General features: G+C 56.5%; 20 protein-coding genes, 2 tRNA genes and 3 rRNA genes. 17 read left to right on the top strand and 8 right to left on the bottom strand.

The annotated features are described in order from the left end of the window. Positions 1 to 92 precede the first annotated feature (92 nt). The 8 genes from hmpA to WA225_RS03975 all read left to right on the top strand — a co-directional run bounded on the left by hmpA (position 93) and on the right by WA225_RS03975 (position 8583). Positions 93 to 1274 (top strand): NO-inducible flavohemoprotein, encoded by a 1182-nt coding sequence (gene hmpA, locus WA225_RS04010; protein ID WP_422606959.1) that lies wholly within the window; start codon positions 93 to 95, stop codon positions 1272 to 1274. A gap of 236 nt (positions 1275 to 1510) precedes the next feature. Then, complete coding sequence (locus WA225_RS04005; RefSeq protein WP_095123228.1) at positions 1511 to 2020, top strand: disulfide bond formation protein B; 510 nt, start codon at positions 1511 to 1513, stop codon at positions 2018 to 2020. An 843-nt stretch (positions 2021 to 2863) separates the two neighbouring features. Continuing rightward, positions 2864 to 3805 (top strand): ubiquinol oxidase subunit II, encoded by a 942-nt coding sequence (gene cyoA / locus WA225_RS04000; RefSeq protein ID WP_007916947.1) that lies wholly within the window; start codon positions 2864 to 2866, stop codon positions 3803 to 3805. Positions 3806 to 3808: 3 nt separating this feature from the next. Then, complete coding sequence (gene cyoB / locus WA225_RS03995; RefSeq protein WP_422606958.1) at positions 3809 to 5839, top strand: cytochrome o ubiquinol oxidase subunit I; 2031 nt, start codon at positions 3809 to 3811, stop codon at positions 5837 to 5839. A gap of 3 nt (positions 5840 to 5842) precedes the next feature. Further along, a complete protein-coding gene (gene cyoC / locus WA225_RS03990) occupies positions 5843 to 6466 on the top strand; it encodes a cytochrome o ubiquinol oxidase subunit III (RefSeq protein ID WP_422606957.1) in 624 nt (207 codons plus the stop codon). Next, positions 6466 to 6804 carry a cytochrome o ubiquinol oxidase subunit IV gene (gene cyoD / locus WA225_RS03985; protein WP_129395409.1) on the top strand — a complete coding sequence of 113 codons (339 nt, stop codon included), beginning with the start codon at positions 6466 to 6468 and terminating at the stop codon, positions 6802 to 6804. The genes cyoC and cyoD overlap by 1 nt, the downstream gene beginning before the upstream one ends. 11 nt (positions 6805 to 6815) lie before the next feature. Beyond that, positions 6816 to 7703 (top strand): heme o synthase, encoded by an 888-nt coding sequence (cyoE, locus tag WA225_RS03980; protein ID WP_053123579.1) that lies wholly within the window; start codon positions 6816 to 6818, stop codon positions 7701 to 7703. Positions 7704 to 8091: 388 nt separating this feature from the next. Beyond that, positions 8092 to 8583, top strand: coding sequence for a RidA family protein (locus tag WA225_RS03975; RefSeq protein WP_311996532.1), 492 nt, complete (start codon positions 8092 to 8094; stop codon positions 8581 to 8583). Between the two features lie 285 nt (positions 8584 to 8868). Here WA225_RS03975 and WA225_RS03970 read toward each other — a convergent pair whose 3' ends face one another. From WA225_RS03970 to WA225_RS03960, 3 genes are all read right to left on the bottom strand, one after another. Then, positions 8869 to 9570: a hypothetical protein gene (locus WA225_RS03970; protein ID WP_422606956.1), complete on the bottom strand. Its 702-nt coding sequence runs from the start codon at positions 9568 to 9570 to the stop codon at positions 8869 to 8871. Between the two features lie 118 nt (positions 9571 to 9688). Next, a complete protein-coding gene (locus WA225_RS03965) occupies positions 9689 to 11200 on the bottom strand; it encodes an ATP-binding protein (protein ID WP_422606955.1) in 1512 nt (503 codons plus the stop codon). After that, positions 11197 to 11907: a response regulator transcription factor gene (locus WA225_RS03960; protein ID WP_397484086.1), complete on the bottom strand. Its 711-nt coding sequence runs from the start codon at positions 11905 to 11907 to the stop codon at positions 11197 to 11199. The genes WA225_RS03965 and WA225_RS03960 overlap by 4 nt, the downstream gene beginning before the upstream one ends. A gap of 152 nt (positions 11908 to 12059) precedes the next feature. Between WA225_RS03960 and msrB the strand changes: the two genes are divergently transcribed. From msrB to msrA, 3 genes are read left to right on the top strand one after another with little or no spacing between them, the layout of a single operon-like run. Then, positions 12060 to 12578 (top strand): peptide-methionine (R)-S-oxide reductase MsrB, encoded by a 519-nt coding sequence (gene msrB / locus WA225_RS03955; protein ID WP_422606954.1) that lies wholly within the window; start codon positions 12060 to 12062, stop codon positions 12576 to 12578. Between the two features lie 43 nt (positions 12579 to 12621). Continuing rightward, entirely contained in the window at positions 12622 to 14430 is a 1809-nt protein-coding gene (locus tag WA225_RS03950; protein WP_422606953.1) for a cytochrome c biogenesis protein DipZ, read from the top strand. 15 nt (positions 14431 to 14445) lie between these two features. Then, positions 14446 to 15144, top strand: coding sequence for a peptide-methionine (S)-S-oxide reductase MsrA (gene msrA, locus WA225_RS03945; protein WP_422606952.1), 699 nt, complete (start codon positions 14446 to 14448; stop codon positions 15142 to 15144). 10 nt (positions 15145 to 15154) lie between these two features. Here msrA and WA225_RS03940 read toward each other — a convergent pair whose 3' ends face one another. Together WA225_RS03940 and WA225_RS03935 are read right to left on the bottom strand one after the other, a co-directional pair. Then, positions 15155 to 15559: a GNAT family N-acetyltransferase gene (locus tag WA225_RS03940; RefSeq protein ID WP_422606951.1), complete on the bottom strand. Its 405-nt coding sequence runs from the start codon at positions 15557 to 15559 to the stop codon at positions 15155 to 15157. A gap of 35 nt (positions 15560 to 15594) precedes the next feature. Continuing rightward, complete coding sequence (locus WA225_RS03935; RefSeq protein ID WP_422606950.1) at positions 15595 to 16500, bottom strand: LysR family transcriptional regulator; 906 nt, start codon at positions 16498 to 16500, stop codon at positions 15595 to 15597. Between the two features lie 102 nt (positions 16501 to 16602). On the opposite strand from WA225_RS03935, the gene WA225_RS03930 reads away from it, so the two are divergent. Further along, entirely contained in the window at positions 16603 to 17775 is a 1173-nt protein-coding gene (locus WA225_RS03930; protein WP_422606949.1) for an aspartate aminotransferase family protein, read from the top strand. A gap of 30 nt (positions 17776 to 17805) precedes the next feature. On the opposite strand, the gene WA225_RS03925 is transcribed toward WA225_RS03930, so the two are convergent. The 3 genes from WA225_RS03925 to WA225_RS03915 all read right to left on the bottom strand — a co-directional run bounded on the left by WA225_RS03925 (position 17806) and on the right by WA225_RS03915 (position 21103). Next, positions 17806 to 19725 carry an alkaline phosphatase D family protein gene (locus WA225_RS03925; RefSeq protein WP_422606948.1) on the bottom strand — a complete coding sequence of 640 codons (1920 nt, stop codon included), beginning with the start codon at positions 19723 to 19725 and terminating at the stop codon, positions 17806 to 17808. A 72-nt stretch (positions 19726 to 19797) separates the two neighbouring features. Beyond that, on the bottom strand, positions 19798 to 20526 hold the full coding sequence (locus tag WA225_RS03920) for a hypothetical protein (protein ID WP_422606947.1): 729 nt from the start codon (positions 20524 to 20526) through the stop codon (positions 19798 to 19800). A gap of 247 nt (positions 20527 to 20773) precedes the next feature. After that, positions 20774 to 21103 carry a hypothetical protein gene (locus WA225_RS03915; protein ID WP_422606946.1) on the bottom strand — a complete coding sequence of 110 codons (330 nt, stop codon included), beginning with the start codon at positions 21101 to 21103 and terminating at the stop codon, positions 20774 to 20776. A gap of 491 nt (positions 21104 to 21594) precedes the next feature. Between WA225_RS03915 and WA225_RS03910 the strand changes: the two genes are divergently transcribed. The 5 genes from WA225_RS03910 to rrf form a co-directional block, all read left to right on the top strand. Beyond that, a 16S ribosomal RNA gene (locus tag WA225_RS03910) occupies positions 21595 to 23131 on the top strand. 81 nt (positions 23132 to 23212) lie between these two features. Next, a tRNA-Ile gene (locus WA225_RS03905) sits at positions 23213 to 23289 on the top strand. Between the two features lie 31 nt (positions 23290 to 23320). Beyond that, positions 23321 to 23396 (top strand) — tRNA-Ala (locus tag WA225_RS03900). Positions 23397 to 23642: 246 nt separating this feature from the next. Continuing rightward, positions 23643 to 26536 (top strand): 23S ribosomal RNA (locus WA225_RS03895). Positions 26537 to 26704: 168 nt separating this feature from the next. Further along, positions 26705 to 26807: ribosomal RNA gene (gene rrf / locus WA225_RS03890) — 5S ribosomal RNA — on the top strand; the annotation flags it as partial.

Raw genomic sequence — 26807 nt, 5'->3', positions numbered from 1 at the left:
TTTTCAACCTATTGATTTATATAGATAAAAAAGTTGGCATGGAATCTGATAAGCCTAAGGTAACTTTTCAACGAAGCTCAGGAGTCAACCTTATGCTTAGCGTCCAGGATCGTGCCATCGTCAAGTCCACCGTGCCTCTGCTGGAAAGCGGCGGTGAAGCGCTGATCACTCACTTCTATCGCATGATGCTCTCTGAATACCCGGAAGTCCGGCCGCTGTTTAACCAGGCGCATCAGGCCAGCGGTGACCAGCCGCGCGCGCTGGCCAACGGCGTGTTGATGTATGCCCGGCACATCGATCAGCTCGACCAGTTGGGCGATCTGGTGGCGAAGATCATCAACAAGCACGTCGCCTTGCAGATCCTCCCGGAGCATTACCCGATTGTCGGCACTTGCTTGCTGCGCGCCATCTGCGAAGTGCTCGGCGAAGAGATCGCCACGCCGCAAGTGATGAGCGCCTGGGGCGCGGCATACGGGCAATTGGCGGACATTCTGATCGGCGCCGAAACCGCCATTTACGACGAAAAAGAACAGGCCGTCGGTGGCTGGCGCGGGGCGCGGGAGTTCATCGTCGCGGCCAAGGTCGAGGAGAGCGCAGAAATCATTTCGTTCTACTTCGAACCGGCAGATAAAGGCCCTATCCTCTCGGCCGAGCCGGGTCAGTACATCGGCATGAAACTGATCCTCGACGGTGAAGAAATCCGCCGCAACTACTCGTTGTCGGCATTGGCCAACAACGGTCAGTACCGCATTAGCGTCAAGCGCGAACCGGGTGGCCGTGCGTCCAATCACTTGCACGATCAACTGCATGTCGGCGCGAGCATTCAACTGTTCCCGCCATCGGGTGAGTTCACCTTGACCGCGAGCGACAAGCCGTTGGTGCTGATCAGCGGCGGTGTCGGCATCACGCCGACTCTGGCGATGCTGGAAGCGGCGCTGGAAACCGAGCGGCCGGTGCACTTTATCCACTGCGCGCGCAACGGCAGCGTGCATGCGTTCCGTGACTGGATTGATGACTTGGCTGAGCGTCACCCGCAACTCAAGCGCTTCTACTGCTACGCCGAAGATGACGGCGTGAGCCCGGCGGCGGACCAGGTCGGGATGTTGAGTCAGGACTTGTTGGGTGAATGGCTGCCGCAGCAGCGTGATATCGACGCTTACTTCCTTGGGCCGAAGGGTTTCATGGGCGCGATCAAGCGGCATCTGAAAGCGTTGGGTGTGCCGGAGAAGCAGAGCCGTTATGAGTTCTTCGGGCCGGCTTCAGCTTTGGAATGATCTAAGACCGAGTCGCCACCTTCGCGAGCAAGCTCGCTCCCACAGGATTTGTGTTTGACGCAAATTCAAAGTGGGAGCGAGCTTGCTCGCGAAGGCCGTTATGGGTCCTGAATTTGTGAACCGAGTTTAAGAGGTTAATCGTTTCTTAACCGCTTTATCGTTTATTCCCCCGGTGTAGACTTGCGACAACCTTCAGCCGCGAGCCGGTTGAACCATGGACATATAAAGGAAACGCGATGAGCGAGGAAACGATTCGATTGGGACGTGAGCGGCGCTTTCTGGTGCTGTTGGGCATCATCTGCCTGGCACTGATCGGTGGTGCGCTGTACATGCAGATCGTGCTTGGCGAGGCGCCATGCCCGCTGTGCATTCTGCAGCGCTATGCGTTGCTGCTGATCGCGTTGTTTGCGTTCATCGGCGCGGCCATGCGCACCCGTCGCAGCATCACCGTGTTTGAAGTACTGGTGGTGATTTGCGCGCTTGCCGGGGCGGCGGTGGCCGGGCATCACGTGTACACCCAGTTCTATCCGGCGGTGAGCTGTGGCATCGATGTGCTGCAGCCGATTGTCGATGATCTGCCGCTGGCGAAGATCTTCCCGCTGGGCTTCCAGGTCGACGGTTTCTGCTCGACGCCGTACCCGCCGATCCTCGGTCTGTCGCTGGCGCAATGGGCGCTCGTGGCGTTCGTGCTGGTGGTGATCCTGGTGCCGCTGCTGACCTCGCGTAACCGAAAAGCACTGCGCTGAATCAACTATTCGGCTGACTGGCCGATACAGAAAGCGCCCCGATTTGCGGATCAGCAAATCGGGGCGTTTTGCATTTTCAGAGTGTTGGTGAAAACACCGTGACGAACGGCAAGTGAGGGTGTGACAGGTGTGCGACATGTTGTCACACACGGCGTGTCCCAGGCCTCGTGAGCGGCACGGATTGCTGCGCTGTTACAAAAAAGGATTGGTCTGTTTCGGCGTTTTTCGGCTTTAGCACGAGAGTGCCAGAGCAGGCAGTTTTAACAAGCGCTGGCATATGGCCAAAAGCCTTGGGTTATCGGGCTTTGCGCTACATCAGTGATAGGAAAAAGCCTTCAGAGCTGTCTGAACTGAGGCAGGTACACCTACAATTTTTGGTGTTTTTGTTGAGAATCGATTTCGATAACATGCGGCACTTTTGCAAAAATGGCGATGGATTGTTGCTCGAATCGATAAAAATTATTTCGGGATAAGACATGGTGTATAGGGCGCTACCTATCTACAATCGCCCGCACTGAATTCCCGGCACTGTTCAGCCTTTATTAAGGAACGCTTTTTATTAAGGCGCTGCGCAGAAAGTCGGGTGTCGAGCGAGTCGCAAGGCTTTCAAGACACCCAGGTGTCGGTGCCTTCCAACTTTCCGCACCAAATGGAATTGGTCTGTAACAAGGCCTTTGACCACGAATTCGAATAAGAACTGACCGCTGTCCCAGGTTTTGTCGAGCGTCTGACGCGCGACGGGCGGCCCTTATTCAATCCAAAGAAAATGCCAACCCTTGGCAGGGTGAAGTGTTGGCGATCAAAACCCAACTGCATTGCGCAAGCTGCTTTAGAGGTCGTGAGATGAGTAAAAACAGGTACCCCAGATTACTAGGCCTAGTGCCGCTGCTCGGCACGTTGTTGCTGGGAGGCTGCAACATGACCTTGCTCAATCCAACGGGCCAGGTCGGCCTGGAACAGCGCAACCTGATCATCACCGCGACCCTGCTGATGCTGTTGGTCGTTGTGCCGGTCATCGTCATGACCTTCCTGTTCGCCTGGAAGTACCGCGCGTCGAACAAGAACGCCGTCTACACCCCGAAATGGTCGCACTCGACCAAAATCGAAGTGGCAGTCTGGACCATCCCGGTTCTGATCATCATTGCCCTGGGTTACATCACCTACATTTCGACCCACGAACTGGACCCGTATCGTCCGATCCAGTCCGACGTCAAGCCTGTGACCATCGAAGTGGTCGCGCTGGACTGGAAGTGGCTGTTCATCTACCCGGAACAAGGCATTGCCACGGTCAACAAGATCGTGTTCCCGGCGCACACGCCAATCAACTTCAAGATCACCTCTGACGCTGTGATGAACTCGTTCTTCATCCCGGGTCTGGGCGGCCAGATCTACGCGATGGCGGGTATGCAGACCAAGCTGCACCTGATCGCTGACCGTAACGCTGAAATGGACGGTATCTCCGCCAACTACAGCGGCGCGGGTTTCACCGGTATGAAATTCAAGGCTATCTCCACCACTCAGGAAGATTTCGACGCCTGGGTAAGTGAAGTCAAGAAGTCACCTAAACAGCTTGATCAAGCTGAATACGCGGCCCTTGCCAAACCGAGCCAGAACAACCCAGTCGAGCTCTACTCCTCGGTCACGCCGAACCAGTTCCAGATCATCGTCGACAAGTACGAAGGTATGAAGCCGGGCAAGCCGCTGAAGCACGAGAAGAAAGAGAAAGAAGTGGCGGCCACGGAAATTGACTCGAGTTCGCATTCAGCTGCCGGGGCAGAGGAGTAAACGATGTTTGGTAAATTAAGTTGGGAAGCGATCCCGTTCCACGAACCGATTGTGATGATTACCATCTCCATGATCGCGCTCGGTGGTCTGGCGTTGTTCGCTGCAATCACCTACTTCAAGAAGTGGACGTACTTGTGGACCGAGTGGTTGACCTCGGTTGACCACAAGAAAATCGGCGTGATGTACATCATCGTCGCCATGGTCATGCTGCTGCGCGGTTTTGCCGACGCCATCATGATGCGTACCCAGTTGGCCATGGCCACCGAGGGTTCGCCTGGCTACCTGCCACCTGAACACTATGACCAGATCTTCACCGCTCACGGTGTGATCATGATCATCTTCATGGCGATGCCATTCTTCACCGGCCTGATGAACCTTGCAGTGCCGCTGCAGATCGGCGCACGTGACGTTGCGTTCCCGTTCCTGAACTCCCTGAGCTTCTGGCTGCTGGTATCCGGCGTAGTACTGATCAACCTGTCGCTGGGCGTCGGCGAATTCGCCAAGACCGGTTGGGTTGCCTATCCACCACTGTCGGGTCTGCAATACAGCCCTGGCGTGGGCATGGACTACTACATCTGGGCGCTACAGTTATCCGGGTTAGGTACGACGCTAACGGGGGTCAACTTCCTCGCGACCGTGCTGAAAATGCGTACCCCTGGCATGAAACTGATGGACATGCCGATCTTCACCTGGACCTGCACCTGGGCAAACGTTCTGATCGTGGCTTCGTTCCCGATCCTGACCGCTACCCTGGCACTGCTGACCCTTGACCGTTACATGGATTTCCACATTTTCACCAATGAACTTGGTGGCAATCCAATGATGTACGTCAACCTGTTCTGGGCGTGGGGCCACCCTGAGGTTTACATCCTGATCCTGCCGGCATTCGGCATCTTCTCGGAAGTGATCTCGGCCTTCACCGGCAAAAAACTGTTCGGCCACCACTCGATGATCTACGCCTCGGGCGCGATCTCGGTACTGGGCTTCATGGTTTGGCTGCACCACTTCTTCACCATGGGTTCGGGTGCAAGCGTCAACGCCTTCTTCGGTCTGGCGACGATGCTGATTTCCATCCCGACGGGTGTGAAGCTATTTAACTGGCTGTTCACCATCTACCAGGGCCGTCTGCGCTTCACCAGCCAGGTTCTGTGGACCCTGGGCTTCATGGTGACTTTCGCCATCGGCGGCATGACCGGCGTACTGCTGGCCATCCCGGGTGCTGACTTCGTTCTGCACAACAGCCTGTTCGTGATCGCGCACTTCCACAACGTGATCATCGGCGGTGCGGTATTCGGTTACATCGCTGGTTTCGCGTTCTACTTCCCGAAAGCGTTCGGCTTCAAGCTGCACGAAGGCTGGGGTAAAGCAGCGTTCTGGTTCTGGATCTCGGGCTTCTTCGTCGCGTTCATGCCGCTCTATGCACTGGGCTTCATGGGCATGACCCGTCGTCTGAACGCCACCACCAACCCTGAGTGGGTACCGTACCTGTACGTTGCCATGTTCGGTGCGGTGATGATCGCGGTGGGTATTGCCTGCCAGCTGATCCAGCTCTATGTGAGTGTGCGTGACCGTAACAAGCCAGAGAACGTTTGCGATCACGGTGACCCGTGGAATGCACACACTCTGGAATGGTCGACCTCGTCGCCACCTCCGTTCTACAACTTTGCTGTGCTGCCTAAGGCTGACTGCATCGACCCGTTCACTGAAGCCAAGGAAAACGGTACTGCGTACCAGCAACCGGCCAAGTACGAGCCGATCCACATGCCGAACAACACCGCCACTGGCGTGGTGATGGGCGCACTGTTGACCGTCTTCGGTTTTGCGATGATCTGGCACATCTGGTGGTTGGCGATCGCCAGCCTGGCCGGCACCGTCATCTACTTCGTGATCCACGCTGCACGTGACGACCAGGGCTATATGGTTCCGGTTGAAACGATCGAGCGTATCGAAGCCGAGCAGCACAAGCGTCTGGTTGCGGCAGGGAAAATCCCGGCCGGTGCCACCCGTGTTGAAACCTCGTTGGAACAGGCTTAAACCATGTCGAACTTAGTGACCAATGTTGGACACGCCCATGGTGACCATGGGCACGATGACCATCACCACGATTCGGGCGAGATGACCGTATACGGTTTCTGGCTCTACCTGATGACCGACTGCATTCTGTTTGCGTCGATCTTCGCGGTGTACGCAGTACTGGTAAACAACGTAGCCGGTGGCCCAGCGGGCCACGACATCTTCGAACTGCCATACGTGCTGGGCGAAACCGCTCTGCTGTTGTTCAGTTCGATCACCTACGGCTTCGCCATGCTGGCGTTGTACAAAGGCAAGAAGCAGCAGGTTCTGGGTTGGTTGTTCATGACCTTCCTGCTGGGCGCAGGCTTTATCGCCATGGAGATCAACGAGTTCCACCTGCTGATCTCCGAGGGCTTCGGTCCTAGCCGTTCGGGCTTCCTGTCCGCGTTCTTCACCCTGGTCGGTACCCACGGTCTGCACGTTTCGGCGGGTCTGATCTGGATGGGCATCATGATGTACCAAGTGCAGAAAAACGGCCTGACGGCGACCAACAAGACCCGTCTGAGCTGCCTGAGCCTGTTCTGGCACTTCCTGGACGTGGTGTGGATCTGCGTATTCACCGTTGTTTACCTGATGGGGACTCTGTAATGGCTAATGCACACTCCCATGACAGCCACGACGACGCCAGCCACGGCAGCGTCAAGTCCTACGCGATCGGCTTCATCCTGTCGGTGATCCTGACAGCTATTCCGTTTGCACTGGTCATGTACCCGTCGCTGCCAAAGTCGATCACCTTGATGATCGTCCTGGCATTCGCCGTGATCCAGGTGGTTGTCCACCTGGTGTACTTCCTGCACCTGGATCGCTCGGCTGCGCAACGTAACAACGTGATTGCCTTCGTGTTCGCCGCGATCGTGATCGTGCTGCTGGTTGGCCTGTCGCTGTGGATCATGTTCAGCATCCACACCTACATGATGGCGAAGTGAGGTAAGACCCGATGTCGCTCAAGCACTTTATCCAAATCACCAAACCGGGGATCATTTTCGGTAACGTGCTTTCTGTGGCAGGCGGGTTCTTCCTGGCCTCGAAAGGGCATGTTGATCTGGCGGTGTTTCTCGCTGCCATGATCGGTACATCCCTGGTCGTCGCCTCCGGTTGCGTGTTCAACAACTGCATCGACCGCGACATCGACCTGAAGATGGAACGCACCAAAAACCGCGTGCTGGTACAGGGCTTGATCTCCCTGAAACTGGCACTGGTTTACGCGACCATCCTTGGTGTTCTCGGCGTTGCCTTGTTGTACAAGGTGGCCAACCCGTTGGCTGCCCTGTTCGCGGTAATCGGCTTTGTTATCTACGTCGGTTTCTACAGCCTGTACCTCAAGCGCAAGTCGGTTCACGGCACGCTGGTGGGCAGTCTGTCGGGCGCCATGCCGCCAGTGATCGGTTACGTTGCCGTAACCAACAGCTTCGACATGGCCGCGCTGACGTTGCTGGTGATGTTCAGCCTGTGGCAGATGCCGCATTCCTACGCCATCGCGATCTTCCGCTTCAACGATTACCTGGCTGCATCGATTCCGGTGTTGCCAGTGAAGCGCGGAATTCAAGTGGCCAAGAAGCACATCCTGCTCTACATCCTGGCGTTCCTCGTGGCGACCTTGATGCTGACCTTCAGCGGTTACGCCGGCATGAGCTACCTCGCCGTCGCCGCGGCCATGGGCATGTACTGGTTGTACATGGCCTGGACCGGCTACAAAGCAGTGGATGACACAGTCTGGGCACGCAAGCTGTTCGTGTTCTCGATCTTCACCATCACTGCGTTGAGCGTCATGATGTCCCTGGACTTCAAGGTGCCGGCAGAGCTGCTGCTGACGTACGCGCCGTAAGCCTCAAAGGCTTGAAGAAAAACCCCGCACATTGAGAGATGTGCGGGGTTTTTTGTTGCCTGGCGTAAAGCCCCTCATCGGAACGCCGCCCGCCCAGCCCTCTCCCAGAGGGAGAGGGGGTCGACCGAGTTGTCTTGAATCCGCCGTCGACCTGAAGAATCTTGGCGATTCTGGATTCGGTAGAGCGCTTTCAGGTCGGTGTATCTCGTCAATATCCCGCAATCAGTTCCCTCTCCCTCTGGGAGAGGGCTAGGGTGAGGGTTGCGAGTGGAGTTCAAAACCCCTAGATTTGGATCCAACCCCGACAGTGATAGCACCAAGCCATTTTTTCGGTGTTTTACTGCCGTGATTCGAGCTTCTTCATGCACTGATCATAAGGCTGGGCGAAATGACTGAGAGGATGACCTGCGACGAGCGTTTTATTGCCTTGGCCCAAGAGCTGAACTACGACATTTATGGTGAGAACACCGCTGGCGGCAATTATGCGCCGCTGATCCGTCATCATGATGAGCTGTACATCAGCGGCATGGTGCCGCGCACTAACGGCAAGATTCAGTACCCCGGTCGGGTTGGGCTGGAACTGAACCTCAAGGATGCGCAAGCCGCCGCGAGTATCAGTGCAATGCGTTGTCTGGCGCTGATCGTCGATGCGGTGGGTTCGCTGGACAAGATCAAGGCGTTGTTGCGGGTCACTGTTTACGTGAAGTCGACGCCGGACTTCGTTGACCTGAGTGAAGTGGCCAACGGTGCCTCGGACGTGTTCAGTCATGTGCTTGGTGATGCCGGTCGGCACACGCGCAGCACAGTCGGTGTGTATCAGTTGCCGAAGAATGCGGCGATTGAGGTCGACATGATTGTGGCGTTGCATCCTTCGGCTTGAGGGTTGTTTGGCGGCTTGCCCTCACCCTAGCCCTCTCCCTCGGGAGAGGGGACTGACCGAGGTGTCTTGCGCTAAACATCGACCTGAGAGATCGAGGCGATTGTGGATTCGGCACAGCACTTTCATTTCGGTGCATCTCTTGAATATCTCCCGATCGGCTCCCTCTCCCTCGGGAGAGGGCTGGGGTGAGGGGCCTCGGTTTAGGCCATCTCACCCATCCCAAGCCGAAAACCAAAAAGCCCCGCACTGAATCCCAGTGCGGGGCTTTTTCGTCAGCGCTGAAAATTACTGCGCGGCGATACTAAAGCCATCAAACGCAGTCTGCTGTTGCAGCGCGGTGATGATGTTCTTGCGGTTCACCGCCTGCTCGGTGCCGGCGTTGTCGACGAAGACTTCGCTTTCCAGTTCCGCTTCCTCGCCTTCACCAACGAAGGTGAAACCGAGGAACTCCAGCGCTGCACGGTCAACGTTCAGGCGCGAACGCGGCGTGCGCAGTGGCAGGGTCACGCTGCTGCCGTCTTTGCTGATGGTGAAGATTTCGACTTCTTTCTTCTTCGCAGCCTTGCTCTTGCCGCCGCTCGGATTGCTGATCGCCTGATGGGTCTGGTTCAGCACTTTCAGCGCCAGGCCGTAAACGATTTCCTGGAACGCCGGATCATCCTTGAAGCTGGACAGAATGCGGCCAATCGAAAACTTGCTGCTGAGGTCTTCAAGGGCGGCGAGGTCGGCAGCCTCGGCATCTTTCAGCGCCTTGAGTTCGCCCATCAGCTCGTAGGCCTTGTCGTCATCGAAGCTGTCGTGAGCCTGACGGATCGCCGCACGCAACTCGCGGATCTGGTCGCTTTCGCGGGTCGACTGGAATGCATCCAGGACCATCTCGCTGATGATTTTGGCTTGTGGCAGGTGTTGTGAAAGATTGATGGAGTTTTCGTATTCCGCTTTGGACGATTCGGTGACTACGGATTCAGCGGTGTTGAAATCGGACATTGAAATTTCACTACTTTTTAACTTGGGTTGAGATGAGAAAACCCGAGGGCTTTTTCAGGCCGACTAATTTAGGGGAGCGGGGCGGCGTTGTCACGGATCAACGGGCCGGCGGTCTCAACTATTTGCCAGGGCTGTGCAAATTCATTGAACGCATCATCCACTGTTCGGCGTTTTGCTGATCTGTTGATAGCGAGAAGCGGAACGTCGCGCCGCGCCCGCTCATGTCCAGTAACTGGATGTCGCGTCCGTGTAATTGCAGGATACGGTGCACGATACGCAGGCCCAGTCCCCCGTCCCGCCTTGCGCCACCGATATTGAACGGGCGCAGGAACAACCCTTCGCGCAACTCGGGAGCGATGCCGGGGCCGGTATCACTGACCGTCACATCGACCAAGGCCCCGTGATGTTTAAGATCGAATTCGATTTCGCCGCCTTGGGGGGTATGGCGCAATGCGTTGTCCACCAGGTTGGTCAGCACGCGTTCGATCAACCCGAGGTCGGCGCAGACCGTCGGCAGATTGGGGACGAAATGGGCTTTGAGTTCGACCTGCCGCGCCTCCGCCGTCAGTTCGAATTTCTGGAAGATGTCCTGCACCAAGTCGATCAGAGAGAAACGTTCCAGTATCGGTTGCACAAAACCGTGCTCAAGGCGTACCAGTTCCAGCAGTGATTGCGCCAGGCCGCCGACCTTGCGGCTTTGATCCAGGGCGATGCCGAGATAGCGTCGGCGTTCCTCGGCCGACAGCGTGGCGTCCTTCAGTTGCAGGGTTTCCAGATACCCATGTAACGAAGCCAGCGGCGTGCGCAAGTCGTGGGAAATATTCGCCACCAATTCGCGGCGCTCCTGATCCTGACGGGTCAGCGAGCGCCATTGTTCACCGAGGCGGTTCTGCATCTGCCGGAAGGCCGCGTCGAGGACTGCTATTTCATCCGGGTCGGCTGATTTATCCACAGGTGCCGGGACGGGTTGCGGCGCGCCATCGATGTCAAAACGGCTGACCGTTTCGGTGAGTCGCCGCAATGGCCGGGTGATCAGGTTGAATGCCGTCAGACCGGCGATCAGGCACAGCAACGCGACCAGTCCAATCGACAACAATGCGGTGTTGAGCGCAGCGCTGGTGGCACCGCGCTCGGCATAACGATCATGGGCTTCGCTGAGCAGCACCACATACAGATAACCGGCGGCTTTGCCGTTGACCTGCAGTGGGGCGGCACTGAACACCTTGCGGCCGTCGACACTGCGCGGGTCATCGCCGAGGATCGGCAGCGGCTGGTCATTGAGCAGTTGGCGGATCGGCGCCAGATCGACCTGTTGCCGACGCAGGCGGCCTTCGGGGGCGGCATTGCCGACGATGCGCCCCTCGGTGTCGAGCAGATACACCTCGACACTCGGGTTGACCAACATCAACTGGCTGAACAATTCACGCACCGCACCGGGCATCAGACCGTTGCTGTCCATCAGCACCGTGTCGTGGGCGATGTGTTGTGCCAGATCCCGTGACAAGCCCTGCACCACTTCCAGTTCATGCATCTGGCTGGAACGTACTTGCAGCCATGCCGATGTGCCGCAGCACACCAACAGCAGCACGGCGAAAACTACGGACAGGCGCTGCGTCAGGGTCAGTTTCATGGCTGCTCGGTACCGAATTTATAGCCGCGACCCCACACGGTGAGTATGCGAGAGGGCTGGGCCGGGTCTTTTTCGATCTTCGCCCGCAGGCGATTGATGTGGGTGTTGACCGTGTGTTCGTAACCTTCGTGGCTGTAACCCCAGACCGCGTTGAGCAGATCCATGCGCGAGAACACTTTGCCCGGCTGGCGGGCGAAAAAATACAGCAGGTCGAACTCCCGTGGCGTGAGGTCCAGACGCTGAGCGTCGAGGCTGACTTCGCGGGTGATCGGGTCGATGGTCAACCCGTCGAGACTCAAGCTACCGGCGTCCATTTTCAGATTGCGCGCCATGGCATCGACCCGGCGCAACAGCGCTTTGACCCGCGCCACCAGTTCCAGCATCGAAAACGGCTTGGCGAGGTAATCATCGGCGCCGAGTTCCAGGCCCAGAATGCGGTGCAATTCACTGGAGCGCGCGCTGGTGATGATGATCGGCGTGTAGCGCGCCATGGCGCGGGCGCGACGGCAGATTTCCAGGCCGTCGACCCCGGGCAGCATGAGGTCGAGGATCAGTGCATCCCAATGCCCTTGCTGTAGCAGGCGCATGCCTTCGTCACCGTCGGCACTGTGTGTCACCTCGAATTGTTCATCGCGCAAATGCAGGCAAATCAGATCGGCGATGTGTTGGTCATCCTCGACCACGAGGATGCGTTTGGTCTGTTCCATGAAGCTCAATCCTTCGGCGCAGTGAAGCGCATTGTGCGGGTTTTCCTGCGGGTGAGTTATCACGAATTCGTTAACTTCCCGTGAGGATTTGGCGATCAATCCAAGCCTAGGCTGTGTTCCATGAAAGGCATCTGCAATTTTCGGAGACGGCCATGTTTTCACGGCGACAGATTTTGTTAGCGGGCGGCGGGCTGGGGGTTGCAGCCCTGGTGGCGGGTGTATTGCCAAAATTGTCGACTGCCACGGCAGTGATCGGCGAGGCACACGCGGACGAGGCGTTCGAAGTGACGCACAGCGACAGTGAATGGCACTCGATCCTCAGCGACGAGCAGTATCAGATCCTGCGTGAGGAAGGCACCGAACGGGCCTATACCAGCGCGCTCAATAACGAACATCGCACTGGCACATTTGCCTGCGCCGGCTGTGATCTGGCGCTGTTTTCATCCGCGACCAAATTCGACAGCCGCACCGGTTGGCCGAGTTTCTGGGCACCGCTGGAACACGCGGTGGCAACGCGTCAGGACCGTTCGTTCGGCATGTCCCGCGACGAAGTTCACTGTCGCCGTTGCGGCGGCCATCTGGGCCATGTTTTCGACGACGGCCCGAAGCCGACCGGGTTGCGTTATTGCATGAACGGCCTGGCGATGACCTTCAAAGCCGTGGCGGCTTGAGTCATGACCCGCTCGCGATCTTCACTTCAGACAGGACGAATTTATGTGGCTCTTGGTGCTCGCTTATCTCGGTGGTGTGCTGACGATCGTCAGTCCGTGCATCCTGCCGGTTCTGCCTTTTGTCTTCGCTCGAACCGGTCAGCCGTTTATCAAAAGTGGCTTGCCGCTGCTGGCGGGGATGGCGGTGACCTTCGCGCTCGTCGCCTCGTTGGCGGCGGTGGGCGGCGGTTGGGTGGTGCAAGTCAATCAGTACGGGCGCTGGCTCGCGTTGCTGTTCGTTGCACTGTTCGGGCTGACCTTGCTGCTGCCGCGTGTGGCCGAGCGTCTGACCCGGCCGCTGGTGTCGGCCGGCAGTCGTCTGTCAGAGGCCGCCGGGCAGGACAATCGACCGCGTCCCGGCGCTTCGTTTCTGATCGGGGTAGCCACCGGGCTGCTCTGGGCGCCGTGCGCGGGGCCGATTCTCGGGCTGATTCTGACCGGCGCCGCCCTGCAAGGCGCAAGCATCGCCACCACGCTGTTGTTGCTCGCCTACGCGGCGGGTGCCGCCACCTCGCTGGCCGCGGCGCTGTTGCTGGGCGGTAAGGTGTTTGCGCTGATGAAGCGTTCGATTGGCACTGGTGAATGGATTCGTCGTGGTCTGGGCGTATTGATGTTGGCCGGCGTCGTGGCCATTTCGCTGGGACTCGATACCGGGGTTCTCGCACGGTTATCGACGGCGTCTACCGGTGGTCTGGAGCAGGCACTGGTCGGCAAGCTGTCAGGCAAATCTGCCAAGGCAAGCGGCACGATGATGGCGCAGATTCCTGCCGAGGAAGGCGCAGCGAACGGCAGCATGATGGCCGCTGGTGGTGCAATGAAAATGGCCGCGAAGGCTCCGGGCACTTTACCGGTCGAAGGTCAGTTGCCGCCGCTTGATGGCGCCGTCCAATGGCTCAACTCAGCGCCGCTGGATGCCCAGGCGTTGAAAGGCAAAGTGGTGTTGGTGGATTTCTGGACCTACTCCTGCATCAACTGCTTGCGCACGTTGCCGTATGTCAAAGCCTGGGCCGAAAAGTATCGTGATCAAGGTCTCGTGGTAATCGGTGTGCACGCACCGGAGTTCGCCTTCGAGCGTGATGTGGGCAACGTCACCAAAGCCATGAAGGAACTGGGTATCAACTACCCGGTCGCCATCGATAACGACTACAGGATCTGGCGTGCTTTCAACAACGAATATTGGCCAGCGCATTACTTTGCTGACGCCCAGGGACGCATTCGTTACCACCATTTTGGCGAAGGGGACTACGCCGAGTCGGAACGCGTCATCCAACAACTGCTGCGTGAGGCCGGCGCCAAAACCGTCGCTGATGGTTTGATCAATGCCGATGCCAAGGGTGTGCAACTGGCGCCGGACATGAACGAGGTGCTGTCGCCGGAAACCTATGTCGGTTATCAGCGCGCGGAACATTTCGTACCGGAAATCAGCCTGGTGCCTGACAAGGTCGCGGCCTACAACCCACCGGCCAATCTGGGCCTGAATGACTGGAGCCTCGGCGGTCAATGGTCGGTGGGTGCCGAGCGTGCCACGGCCAGTGCGCCGGCCAGTCGCATCGTTTATCGCTTCCATGCCCGCGACTTGCATCTGGTGCTCGGTCCGCCAGCGGACGGCAAACCCGTGCGCTTCAAGGTGATGATCGATGGCCAGGTTCCGGGCGATGCCCATGGCGTCGATGTCGCGCCTGACGGCACGGGCCATGTGACTGAACAACGCCTGTATCAGTTGGTGCGGCAAAACGACGGCGTGCAGGACCGAACCTTCACCATCGAATTTCTCGACCCGGGCGTATCGGCGTACGCCTTTACCTTCGGCTGATCAGGAGTCCTTGAAATGAAAATCACATGGCGTCGTATGTTGTTGGGTGTCGCAGTTGCAGGCGTCATTGGCCAGGTTTCGGCGTTCTCCTTTGGAGGCGAGGATGCTGTGCTGATTCCGCCCCCGACCCTTGATGAAGTGACCCAGGCGCACAGCGAAACCGCAGTGTTCGCCGGTGGTTGCTTCTGGGGTGTGCAGGGTGTTTTCCAGCACGTCAAAGGCGTGCAGAAAGCCGTCTCGGGTTACGCCGGCGGCGCGGCCAACTCGGCCGAATATGAACGAGTCAGCGAGGGCGATACTGGCCACGCCGAGTCAGTTCAGGTCACCTTCGATCCGACTCAGGTCAGCTACGGCAGCCTGTTGCAGATCTACTTTTCGGTAGCGCACAACCCAACTGAGCTTAATCGCCAAGGCCCGGACAGCGGCACTCAGTATCGTTCGGCACTGTTCCCGGTCAACGCCGATCAGCAGAAGGTCGCGCAGGCCTACATCGCCCAACTGGATGCGGCTCATGCCTACAGCAAACCCATCGTCACCAAACTGGAAAGCTATAACGGCTTTTATCCGGCAGAGGACTACCACCAGGATTTCCTGACCGAGCACCCGAGCTATCCGTACATCGTGATCAACGACATGCCGAAAGTGGCGAATCTGAAGCAGATGTTCGCGCAGCGTTATCAGGAAAAACCGGTGTTGGTGAAAAACGGGACTTGATCAAGGCTCGTTATTTGAGCCTCGGTCGCTCCATGGCAATCACTGACGTCTCGAAACCCAGGCTGGCAAAAAATGCCTCGGCGCCTTCTCGCCCGGCACGTAGCATCCAGGTGATGTCGGGGTTATCGCCCATGACATGTTTAACCAGTTTGCGGCCAATGCCTGTGCGGCGATGTTGGCTGTCGACCACGACCATCGAAAGATAGCCGTTGGACCAACCATCGCTGATGCCCCGGGCGAAGCCGACGATCCGGGTGCCGTGCAGGGCAATTGCCGTGCGTTGAGAGTGCTTGATAAGTTGCGCGAAATGCTCGCTGGAACCGGTTCGGTGACCCCAGCCGTTTTGGCCGAGGAACAGTCGCACCCACTCAACTTCGTCAGGCTGCAGGTCGCGTACGGTCAGGTTTGTGTTCATTAATGATTCGACTCCTTGTCAGCAGTTGTTCGCCATCAGGATCTGCCCCACGTCTGCATCGCAAACTCGACGAAGCGACGCAACTTCGGCAAGCGATAGCGATCCGGCGCATAAAGCAAATGCAGGGGACGGCTGGGCGGTTGGTAGTCGGGAACGACGGTCACCAGTTTGCCGTCGCGCAGATCCTGTTCCACCAGCGCATCGGGCAACATCACGATACCCATGCCGGTGCGTGCGGCCTGGTGCAAACCGGCGGAAGTGTTCATCAGCATCGGTCCGCTGACGTCGACGAGTATTTCCCCGTCCGGGCCGCTGAGGCGCCAGCGCTTTTCCACCGATTGCCAATCGTCGCCGGCAGGATAGGCAAACGACAGGCAGTCGTGTTGTTGCAGTTCTTCAGGTGTAAGCGGCATGCCACGACGGGCGACGTATTGCGGGGAGGCGCACATGGTCAGTGTGTAGTCGATCAGGGGGCGGGCGATCAGGTTTGATTCCTCGAAATGGCCCAGTCTGAACGCTACGTCGAGCCCGCTTTCCAGCAAATCCGGGCGGCTGTTGGTCAGCACTACATCCATTTTCACCTGAGGGTATTGCAGGGAAAACTCGCTGAGTGCCGGCGCCAGGCGTTCTACGCCAAAGGTCAGTGGCGCGGTGATGCGTAGCAGGCCGCGCGGTTCATCGAGTGCTTGTTCGGCCAGACGTTCGGAGTCGGCCACCAGTCCCAAGACATCCAGGCAGCGTTGGTAATAAACGCTGCCGAATTCGGTCAGTCGTTGGCGTCGGGTGGTGCGCTGCAACAGTTGCACACCCAATCGATGTTCGAGCGCGCGCAGGTGATTGCCCACCATGGTCGTCGACATGTCGCACTGCAACGCCGCCGCCGTCATGCTTCCGGCTTCGACGACTTTGACGTAAACGCTCATCGACTGGAACAGGTCCATTATCAAGCCCTGCTTTTAAATGAATGAAGTTTTCCCGAGTTTATCCAGTTTCGGTGGCTAACCATACTGCCAGCACACCGACCTTCACTGGAGTTTGAAGTCATGACCGCCGCCCTGATGAACACTTACCAACCGCTGGCCCTGAGTTTCACCAAAGGCCTCGGCACCCGCCTGTGGGATCAGGCCGGTCGCGAGTATCTGGATGCGGTTGCCGGTGTGGCGGTGACCAATGTCGGCCACTCGCACCCGCGGATCGTTTCGGCGATCAGTGAGCAGGCCGGATTGCTGCTGCACACGTCCAATCTGTACAGCATTGACTGGCAGCAACAGCTGGCCAAGCGGCTGACCGAGTTATCGGGGATGGCGAGTGCGTTCTTCAATAACTCTGGCGCCGAGGCCAATGAAACCGCGCTGAAGCTTGCGCGTTTGTACGGCTGGCGCAAGTGTATCGAACAGCCGCTGGTGGTGGTCATGGCCAACGCGTTCCATGGCCGTACGCTCGGTACCCTGTCGGCCAGCGATGGTCCGGCGGTACGCCTGGGATTCAACGAATTACCAGGCGATTTCCTCAAAGTGCCGTTCGGTGATCTTGCCGCACTGGAACAAGTACAGCACAAGCACGGCGAGCGAATCGTGGCGATTCTGGTCGAGCCGATCCAGGGCGAAAGTGGTGTGCAACTGGCGCCGGCCGGTTACCTCAAGGCCCTGCGTGAGTTGTGCGATCGTCATGCATGGCTCTTGATGCTCGATGAAATCCAGACCGGCATCGGTCGCACCGGCCGCTGGTTCGCGTTTCAACATGAAGGCATCGTGCCGGATGTCATGACATTGGCAAAAGGACTGGGCAATGGCGTGCCGATTGGTGCTTGTCTGGCGCGCGGACGGGCGGCTGATCTGTTCACGCCGGGCAGTCATGGCAGCACTTTCGGTGGCAATCCGCTGGCCTGCCGGGTGGCTTGCACCGTGTTGGATATCATCGAAGAACAGGGATTGTTGGAAAACGCCCGGGTTCAGGGTGAGCGTCTGTTGGTTCGTCTGCGTGCAGAGCTGGCGGACAATCCCAATGTGCTGGCGATTCGTGGCCAGGGCCTGATGATCGGTATCGAGCTGAAACAACCGGTGCGTGATCTGACCCTGATCGCGGCGCGGGATCATGGGCTGTTGATCAACGTCACGCGGGGCAAGACGATACGGTTGCTGCCACCGCTGACGATTGATGAGCGGGAGGTGGAGATGATTGTCAGAGGTGTGGGGCGAGCACTGATCGCGCATTGATGGCTGGCTCGCACATGTGCGGTGTAGGCCTTAGTCCGGATAATCCGCCAGATCCGGCGCGAGCATCCGTGTCTTCGCCTTGCCATTCGAGTTGTGCTGAATGATCTCCCGCGGCTGCCCCTGCTGATTGAAAAACACCTGGCCGATCCCCGCCGAATTCCACAAGCGTTCACCTGCCTCCGCGTGTTCAGGCGTATACGGCACGATGCGCATGCGGCGGCGTTTGGTAAACCAGTTCAACGGTGAGCGTGGCGAGTAGAGCCAGCGATTGAGGCGGTCGAACCACTCCAGCAGGGCTTTCGGGAATTCGTTCTTGATCCCGCTGCTGGTGATTTGCCAGATCCGCGGACCGGCCTTTCGGTGTCGGATAAGCACTTCGTAGACGAAGGAATAATGCACGTCGCCCGACAGAACTACGTAGTTACCCGGTGTGCGCGAGTGGCGGAAAATGTTCAGGATCACCTGTGCGGCGCCGCGATGGGCCATCCAGTTTTCCGCATCGACCAGTAGCGGAAAACCGCACCAACTGAATACCTTTTGCACGGTTTCAATCAGCTTCACGCCGAAGATCGGCGCCGGCGAAACGATGATGGCTGACGGGTGATCAAGCAACTCCTGTTGCAGTTCGCTCAGGGCTTCCCAATCAAGCAGGCCTGAAGGTTGTTTGAGTGCCATTTCACTGCGCCAACGCCGAGTGCGGGTGTCGATGACCACCAGCGCCGGGCTTGTCGGCAACACGAAATGCCAGTGCTGAAAGCGCAGCAATTCGTCGATCAGATCATCCTGCACCGGACTGTCGAGATAACGGTCATTGCCGCTGGCGCTCAGGCGTCGGGTTTTCTCCAGGACATCCTTGAATGCCTCGGGATTGTTACCCCAGCCTTGGCACAACATATAGGCGATCAAAGCGTTGCCGATGATGCGCTTGGAGAACGGATGGCCGTAGGCCGTTTCCTCCCATTGCGCGGACAGATTCCAGTCATCGGTGATGTCGTGATCGTCGAAAATCATCAGGCTCGGCAGATGCGCCAGTGCGCGGGCAACTTTGTTCAAGCCGCCCTTGAAGGCATCGATGCGAATCTGTTCGAGGGTATAGCGCTTGAGGCGTTCAGGCGTCAGTTCGGGGGCTTGCGGAGCAATCAGCGTCCAGGCCGTCGGCGACCATACCAGCAGGTACATCGCCATGACTTCGGCAAAGGTCACCAGATGATTGTCCGCGCTGCTGCTGGTGAAAATCGGCTTACGCGCGCCGCCGAAAAATCGCTCACGCAATGTTTCGTTGCTCTCCAGTGCCGGTAATAAATCCGCACGGTGGTAGTAGCTGGCCGGGTGTTCGTAGAGTTTGGCGCTGTCGCTGACCACGGCGCCTTCGAGGTGTTCGTCGAACAGGCCAAGGCGTGCGATCAGGGCATGAATGGCCCGCAACATCGGCCCGGCAACGTCGTCGGCGTAGACCTGATCGCCGCTCATCATTAATAGGGCGGGGCGTTGTTGCGGATCGGTTTCGCTCGCTAACAGTTGGTCGACACAGAGCAAGCCGTCTGCTGCCGGGTGATGGGGTTTGCGACAGGAGCCATGAAGCAACTGCTCGATTCGCGAACACACGACGAAGTTCGGGCGGGTGGCGTTGTCATACAGCAGATGCGGTGCCCAGTCGGCGATCCGCAGTTGGCCGTCAATTAACAGGTCGTAGTCGATGCAGGTATCGAAAGGCAGGGCGCTGTCGAGGGTGACATCGATGAGGTGAACGAACGCCCGAGTGCCTACGGGAATGACCGTGCATTTCTCAGCGTCGAGAGGAATGTTTCCTACGCCTTGCAAGTACAACGTCAGCGATAGATGTTGCGTTGCGACCAGCCACAGGACCAAGCGCTTCGGCTCCAGCCGTCGAAGTAACGGGCCGGCCAAAACCGCAGGCAGCGTAGTCAGGTCATCAAAAGTGGGAGACATCCGGGGTCAAAGCTCAAGGCGCACAGGCCGGCGATGATAGCGCAGCCGGCGCCTTGAACCCTTAAGCGAGGCTTAAGAGTCAGTTTTCTGCAGTTTCAGGTTCAGCAGACGCCACTCGGCGGATGCCGATTGTTCCTGCACAGAGCAATTGAAGCGGTAGCTGACATCGTCGCCGTTCATGTTTCGTGCGGTGAGGGTGTTACTGAAGGTGTAAACCTGATCCTTGAAGCGTTGGGTGGTGATCGTCTTGCTGTCCGCAAATCGTGCCGAAGCCGGGAAGCGCAGGGCGCTGGTGACAAACGGGCTGCACATGACGTAGGCGAGCATCGACTTGTCGCTGTCTGCATCGTGCCCCAGTTTTTTGCTTAGCGCAGTCAGGGCTTTGCGTCCCTGCTCATCACTCTGGTCGAGCACGGATTTTTCCGACATCGACTTCGGTGCCCGGTTGGCATAGTTCGGCAGCAATGCAGAGTCGGGAGGGGAGGGCGTGTTGTCCGGTTCGATAGCGGCAAAGCTCGGGGCGTTTTCGAGTGAGGCGGCCGGCGCTGATTCGGACTCTGGCAACAATGAAGTAGGCTCGGCGCTCTGTGTCGCCACCTCTTCTGTCTGCGCTCGTTCGGATCGATCTGTTGATGGGAACAATGACAGCATGATCGACAGCACCACCAGGCCGACAATAAAGCCACCCGCTGCGCCCACGATGTTGCCGTAGAAAATATGCCAGCTACCGCGGTTTTTCACCACCCAGCGCCACATCAAACCCCAGACCGCAATAAATGCCAGAAAACACAGAAACTCCATTCGACCCTTTCCTTACCTTCAAAAACCTCAAAGCAACGCTATATATAGAAGAGCGTTGACGACGGACTGCAAGATAGCAAAACAGGCGCGCCGCGCCACTGTCTTCATTCCGGTAAAGGACTGGGTATGGCCTCTGGCATTTCGGCCTCGCACCTGTTCCTGTAAACGCGCAAGTGAGCCTCGGAGATTGTTCTTCAATCGGAGCAGGGTTGATGATGGATTTCGACTGTTGTAATGGCTCGGCCGATCACAAGATGTCTTTCAAATAACCCTTGAGTGCGCGGAGCGGCGGATCCAGCTGCTCCATCGACCGCGCCTGACTGAAATCAGCAGACAATTTTTGCAGCTCGCGCCCTAGCGGTTTTTCGATACCGCCCAAGGCATCCATTGCCAATCCGAGGCATTGGTTCACTTTGAACTGAATGCTCTCGACATCCCCGTGCCGCACCAGCAACTCGAACACGTCTTTCTGATAGTCCCCCATGACCAGGTCATCGCGCAAAAGCGGGCTTAGGCCTTCTTCCTCATAAGCCAGTTTGAGGGAGAAAAGGGCGACTGTTTCCAGTGACGTTTCCATGGGTGGGTCCTTGAGTTTCTGTTGAGGTGCATTTTTACACAGTCCGGGCCAGTAGCTGCGTCCTGGCTCCTGCTATATATGCAGCCGCAGCGCGTGGAGATTTGCAGGGCAGTAACCTTTGGGAGAGGTAAGGGAAAAGAATTTCAGAAAGGGGGTTGACCGAGGTTTTGGATACTGTATTATTCGCCTCCCGCTAACGAGCAGTTCGAAGCTGCTCATTAGTTTAAGTGTTTGAATTTGTTGAAAAAATCAAAAACTTTAGGGGTTGCAAATTGAAAAGATGCGCTGTAAGATGCGCACCTCGGTTGAGACGAAAGGTCTTAACCAACCGCTCTTTAACAACTGAATCAAGCAATTCGTGTGGGTGCTTGTGGAGTCAGACTGATAGTCAACAAGATTATCAGCATCACAAGTTACTCCGCGAGAAATCAAAGATGTAACCAACGATTGCTGAGCCAAGTTTAGGGTTTCTTAAAAACCCAAAGATGTTTGAACTGAAGAGTTTGATCATGGCTCAGATTGAACGCTGGCGGCAGGCCTAACACATGCAAGTCGAGCGGATGAGAGGAGCTTGCTCCTGGATTCAGCGGCGGACGGGTGAGTAATGCCTAGGAATCTGCCTGGTAGTGGGGGACAACGTTTCGAAAGGAACGCTAATACCGCATACGTCCTACGGGAGAAAGCAGGGGACCTTCGGGCCTTGCGCTATCAGATGAGCCTAGGTCGGATTAGCTAGTTGGTGAGGTAATGGCTCACCAAGGCGACGATCCGTAACTGGTCTGAGAGGATGATCAGTCACACTGGAACTGAGACACGGTCCAGACTCCTACGGGAGGCAGCAGTGGGGAATATTGGACAATGGGCGAAAGCCTGATCCAGCCATGCCGCGTGTGTGAAGAAGGTCTTCGGATTGTAAAGCACTTTAAGTTGGGAGGAAGGGTTGTAGATTAATACTCTGCGATTTTGACGTTACCGACAGAATAAGCACCGGCTAACTCTGTGCCAGCAGCCGCGGTAATACAGAGGGTGCAAGCGTTAATCGGAATTACTGGGCGTAAAGCGCGCGTAGGTGGTTCGTTAAGTTGGATGTGAAATCCCCGGGCTCAACCTGGGAACTGCATTCAAAACTGTCGAGCTAGAGTATGGTAGAGGGTGGTGGAATTTCCTGTGTAGCGGTGAAATGCGTAGATATAGGAAGGAACACCAGTGGCGAAGGCGACCACCTGGACTGATACTGACACTGAGGTGCGAAAGCGTGGGGAGCAAACAGGATTAGATACCCTGGTAGTCCACGCCGTAAACGATGTCAACTAGCCGTTGGGAGCCTTGAGCTCTTAGTGGCGCAGCTAACGCATTAAGTTGACCGCCTGGGGAGTACGGCCGCAAGGTTAAAACTCAAATGAATTGACGGGGGCCCGCACAAGCGGTGGAGCATGTGGTTTAATTCGAAGCAACGCGAAGAACCTTACCAGGCCTTGACATCCAATGAACTTTCCAGAGATGGATTGGTGCCTTCGGGAACATTGAGACAGGTGCTGCATGGCTGTCGTCAGCTCGTGTCGTGAGATGTTGGGTTAAGTCCCGTAACGAGCGCAACCCTTGTCCTTAGTTACCAGCACGTAATGGTGGGCACTCTAAGGAGACTGCCGGTGACAAACCGGAGGAAGGTGGGGATGACGTCAAGTCATCATGGCCCTTACGGCCTGGGCTACACACGTGCTACAATGGTCGGTACAAAGGGTTGCCAAGCCGCGAGGTGGAGCTAATCCCATAAAACCGATCGTAGTCCGGATCGCAGTCTGCAACTCGACTGCGTGAAGTCGGAATCGCTAGTAATCGTGAATCAGAATGTCACGGTGAATACGTTCCCGGGCCTTGTACACACCGCCCGTCACACCATGGGAGTGGGTTGCACCAGAAGTAGCTAGTCTAACCTTCGGGAGGACGGTTACCACGGTGTGATTCATGACTGGGGTGAAGTCGTAACAAGGTAGCCGTAGGGGAACCTGCGGCTGGATCACCTCCTTAATCGACGACATCAGCTGCTCCATAAGTTCCCACACGAATTGCTTGATTCATTGAAGAAGACGATAGAAGCAGCCCGAAATTGGGTCTGTAGCTCAGTTGGTTAGAGCGCACCCCTGATAAGGGTGAGGTCGGCAGTTCGAATCTGCCCAGACCCACCAATTTTTGTGTGGGAAACGCCTGTAGAAATACGGGGCCATAGCTCAGCTGGGAGAGCGCCTGCCTTGCACGCAGGAGGTCAACGGTTCGATCCCGTTTGGCTCCACCACCACTGCTTCTGAAGTATGAAAGCTTAGAAATGAGCATTCCACCGTTGGGTGATGAATGTTGATTTCTAGTCTTTGATTAGATCGTTCTTTAAAAATTTGGGTATGTGATAGAAAGATAGACTGAACGTTACTTTCACTGGTAACGGATCAGGCTAAGGTAAAATTTGTGAGTTCTCTTAATTGAGAAATTCGAATTTTCGGCGAATGTCGTCTTCACAGTATAACCAGATTGCTTGGGGTTATATGGTCAAGTGAAGAAGCGCATACGGTGGATGCCTTGGCAGTCAGAGGCGATGAAAGACGTGGTAGCCTGCGAAAAGCTTCGGGGAGTCGGCAAACAGACTTTGATCCGGAGATGTCTGAATGGGGGAACCCAGCCATCATAAGATGGTTATCTTGTACTGAATACATAGGTGCAAGAGGCGAACCAGGGGAACTGAAACATCTAAGTACCCTGAGGAAAAGAAATCAACCGAGATTCCCTTAGTAGTGGCGAGCGAACGGGGACTAGCCCTTAAGTGGCTTTGAGATTAGCGGAACGCTCTGGAAAGTGCGGCCATAGTGGGTGATAGCCCTGTACGCGAAAATCTCTTAGTCATGAAATCGAGTAGGACGGAGCACGAGAAACTTTGTCTGAATATGGGGGGACCATCCTCCAAGGCTAAATACTACTGACTGACCGATAGTGAACTAGTACCGTGAGGGAAAGGCGAAAAGAACCCCGGAGAGGGGAGTGAAATAGATCCTGAAACCGTATGCGTACAAGCAGTGGGAGCCCACTTTGTTGGGTGACTGCGTACCTTTTGTATAATGGGTCAGCGACTTATTTTCAGTGGCGAGCTTAACCGAATAGGGGAGGCGTAGCGAAAGCGAGTCTTAATAGGGCGTCTAGTCGCTGGGAATAGACCCGAAACCGGGCGATCTATCCATGGGCAGGTTGAAGGTTGGGTAACACTAACTGGAGGACCGAACCGACTACCGTTGAAAAGTTAGCGGATGACCTGTGGATCGGAGTGAAAGGCTAATCAAGCTCGGAGATAGCTGGTTCTCCTCGAAAGCTATTTAGGTAGCGCCTCATGTATCACTGTAGGGGGTAGAGCACTGTTTCGGCTAGGGGGTCATCCCGACTTACCAAACCGATGCAAACTCCGAATACCTACAAGTGCCGAGCATGGGAGACACACGGCGGGTGCTAACGTCCGTCGTGAAAAGGGAAACAACCCAGACCGTCAGCTAAGGTCCCAAAGTTATGGTTAAGTGGGAAACGATGTGGGAAGGCTTAGACAGCTAGGAGGTTGGCTTAGAAGCAGCCACCCTTTAAAGAAAGCGTAATAGCTCACTAGTCGAGTCGGCCTGCGCGGAAGATGTAACGGGGCTCAAACCATACACCGAAGCTACGGGTATCATCTTCGGATGATGCGGTAGAGGAGCGTTCTGTAAGCCTGTGAAGGTGAGTTGAGAAGCTTGCTGGAGGTATCAGAAGTGCGAATGCTGACATGAGTAACGACAATGGGTGTGAAAAACACCCACGCCGAAAGACCAAGGTTTCCTGCGCAACGTTAATCGACGCAGGGTTAGTCGGTCCCTAAGGCGAGGCTGAAAAGCGTAGTCGATGGAAAACAGGTTAATATTCCTGTACTTCTGGTTATTGCGATGGAGGGACGGAGAAGGCTAGGCCAGCTTGGCGTTGGTTGTCCAAGTTTAAGGTGGTAGGCTGAGATCTTAGGTAAATCCGGGATCTTAAGGCCGAGAGCTGATGACGAGTGTTCTTTTAGAACACGAAGTGGTTGATGCCATGCTTCCAAGAAAAGCTTCTAAGCTTCAGGTAACCAGGAACCGTACCCCAAACCGACACAGGTGGTTGGGTAGAGAATACCAAGGCGCTTGAGAGAACTCGGGTGAAGGAACTAGGCAAAATGGCACCGTAACTTCGGGAGAAGGTGCGCCGGTGAGGGTGAAGGACTTGCTCCGTAAGCTCATGCCGGTCGAAGATACCAGGCCGCTGCGACTGTTTATTAAAAACACAGCACTCTGCAAACACGAAAGTGGACGTATAGGGTGTGACGCCTGCCCGGTGCCGGAAGGTTAATTGATGGGGTTAGCTAACGCGAAGCTCTTGATCGAAGCCCCGGTAAACGGCGGCCGTAACTATAACGGTCCTAAGGTAGCGAAATTCCTTGTCGGGTAAGTTCCGACCTGCACGAATGGCGTAACGATGGCGGCGCTGTCTCCACCCGAGACTCAGTGAAATTGAAATCGCTGTGAAGATGCAGTGTATCCGCGGCTAGACGGAAAGACCCCGTGAACCTTTACTATAGCTTTGCACTGGACTTTGAATTTGCTTGTGTAGGATAGGTGGGAGGCTTTGAAGCGTGGACGCCAGTTCGCGTGGAGCCATCCTTGAAATACCACCCTGGCAACTTTGAGGTTCTAACTCAGGTCCGTTATCCGGATCGAGGACAGTGTATGGTGGGTAGTTTGACTGGGGCGGTCTCCTCCTAAAGAGTAACGGAGGAGTACGAAGGTGCGCTCAGACCGGTCGGAAATCGGTCGTAGAGTATAAAGGCAAAAGCGCGCTTGACTGCGAGACAGACACGTCGAGCAGGTACGAAAGTAGGTCTTAGTGATCCGGTGGTTCTGTATGGAAGGGCCATCGCTCAACGGATAAAAGGTACTCCGGGGATAACAGGCTGATACCGCCCAAGAGTTCATATCGACGGCGGTGTTTGGCACCTCGATGTCGGCTCATCACATCCTGGGGCTGAAGCCGGTCCCAAGGGTATGGCTGTTCGCCATTTAAAGTGGTACGCGAGCTGGGTTTAGAACGTCGTGAGACAGTTCGGTCCCTATCTGCCGTGGACGTTTGAGATTTGAGAGGGGCTGCTCCTAGTACGAGAGGACCGGAGTGGACGAACCTCTGGTGTTCCGGTTGTCACGCCAGTGGCATTGCCGGGTAGCTATGTTCGGGAAAGATAACCGCTGAAAGCATCTAAGCGGGAAACTTGCCTCAAGATGAGATCTCACTGGAACCTTGAGTTCCCTGAAGGGCCGTCGAAGACTACGACGTTGATAGGTTGGGTGTGTAAGCGCTGTGAGGCGTTGAGCTAACCAATACTAATTGCCCGTGAGGCTTGACCATATAACACCCAAGCAATTTGCATGCTCCGAGCTGAAAAGCGAGAGAGACCAGATTGGGTGTGTGAAGACGAAACGAACCGAAAGTTCGAAAGATTCATAACGCACCTAGCTGTCACATACCCAATTTGCTGAAGCGAGGCCATCTGGCCACGACTCAGTACCCGAATTTCTTGACGACCATAGAGCGTTGGAACCACCTGATCCCATCCCGAACTCAGCAGTGAAACGATGCATCGCCGATGGTAGTGTGGGGTTTCCCCATGTGAGAGTAG

The sequence above is a fragment of the Pseudomonas sp. genome, from assembly GCF_049300855.1.
Lineage (GTDB): Bacteria > Pseudomonadota > Gammaproteobacteria > Pseudomonadales > Pseudomonadaceae > Aquipseudomonas.
This window is presented reverse-complemented; position numbering and strand designations above follow the sequence as displayed.

Bases quoted from the DNA above. Each gene is read 5' to 3' on its own strand.
- hmpA (WP_422606959.1), top strand. From the start codon at position 93: ATGCTTAGCGTCCAGGATCGTGCCATCGTCAAGTCCACCGTGCCTCTG.
- WA225_RS04005 (WP_095123228.1), top strand. From the start codon at position 1,511: ATGAGCGAGGAAACGATTCGATTGGGACGTGAGCGGCGCTTTCTGGTG.
- cyoA (WP_007916947.1), top strand. From the start codon at position 2,864: ATGAGTAAAAACAGGTACCCCAGATTACTAGGCCTAGTGCCGCTGCTC.
- cyoB (WP_422606958.1), top strand. From the start codon at position 3,809: ATGTTTGGTAAATTAAGTTGGGAAGCGATCCCGTTCCACGAACCGATT.
- cyoC (WP_422606957.1), top strand. From the start codon at position 5,843: ATGTCGAACTTAGTGACCAATGTTGGACACGCCCATGGTGACCATGGG.
- cyoD (WP_129395409.1), top strand. From the start codon at position 6,466: ATGGCTAATGCACACTCCCATGACAGCCACGACGACGCCAGCCACGGC.
- cyoE (WP_053123579.1), top strand. From the start codon at position 6,816: ATGTCGCTCAAGCACTTTATCCAAATCACCAAACCGGGGATCATTTTC.
- WA225_RS03975 (WP_311996532.1), top strand. From the start codon at position 8,092: ATGACTGAGAGGATGACCTGCGACGAGCGTTTTATTGCCTTGGCCCAA.
- WA225_RS03970 (WP_422606956.1), bottom strand. From the start codon at position 9,570: ATGTCCGATTTCAACACCGCTGAATCCGTAGTCACCGAATCGTCCAAA.
- WA225_RS03965 (WP_422606955.1), bottom strand. From the start codon at position 11,200: ATGAAACTGACCCTGACGCAGCGCCTGTCCGTAGTTTTCGCCGTGCTG.
- WA225_RS03960 (WP_397484086.1), bottom strand. From the start codon at position 11,907: ATGGAACAGACCAAACGCATCCTCGTGGTCGAGGATGACCAACACATC.
- msrB (WP_422606954.1), top strand. From the start codon at position 12,060: ATGTTTTCACGGCGACAGATTTTGTTAGCGGGCGGCGGGCTGGGGGTT.
- WA225_RS03950 (WP_422606953.1), top strand. From the start codon at position 12,622: ATGTGGCTCTTGGTGCTCGCTTATCTCGGTGGTGTGCTGACGATCGTC.
- msrA (WP_422606952.1), top strand. From the start codon at position 14,446: ATGAAAATCACATGGCGTCGTATGTTGTTGGGTGTCGCAGTTGCAGGC.
- WA225_RS03940 (WP_422606951.1), bottom strand. From the start codon at position 15,559: ATGAACACAAACCTGACCGTACGCGACCTGCAGCCTGACGAAGTTGAG.
- WA225_RS03935 (WP_422606950.1), bottom strand. From the start codon at position 16,500: ATGGACCTGTTCCAGTCGATGAGCGTTTACGTCAAAGTCGTCGAAGCC.
- WA225_RS03930 (WP_422606949.1), top strand. From the start codon at position 16,603: ATGACCGCCGCCCTGATGAACACTTACCAACCGCTGGCCCTGAGTTTC.
- WA225_RS03925 (WP_422606948.1), bottom strand. From the start codon at position 19,725: ATGTCTCCCACTTTTGATGACCTGACTACGCTGCCTGCGGTTTTGGCC.
- WA225_RS03920 (WP_422606947.1), bottom strand. From the start codon at position 20,526: ATGGAGTTTCTGTGTTTTCTGGCATTTATTGCGGTCTGGGGTTTGATG.
- WA225_RS03915 (WP_422606946.1), bottom strand. From the start codon at position 21,103: ATGGAAACGTCACTGGAAACAGTCGCCCTTTTCTCCCTCAAACTGGCT.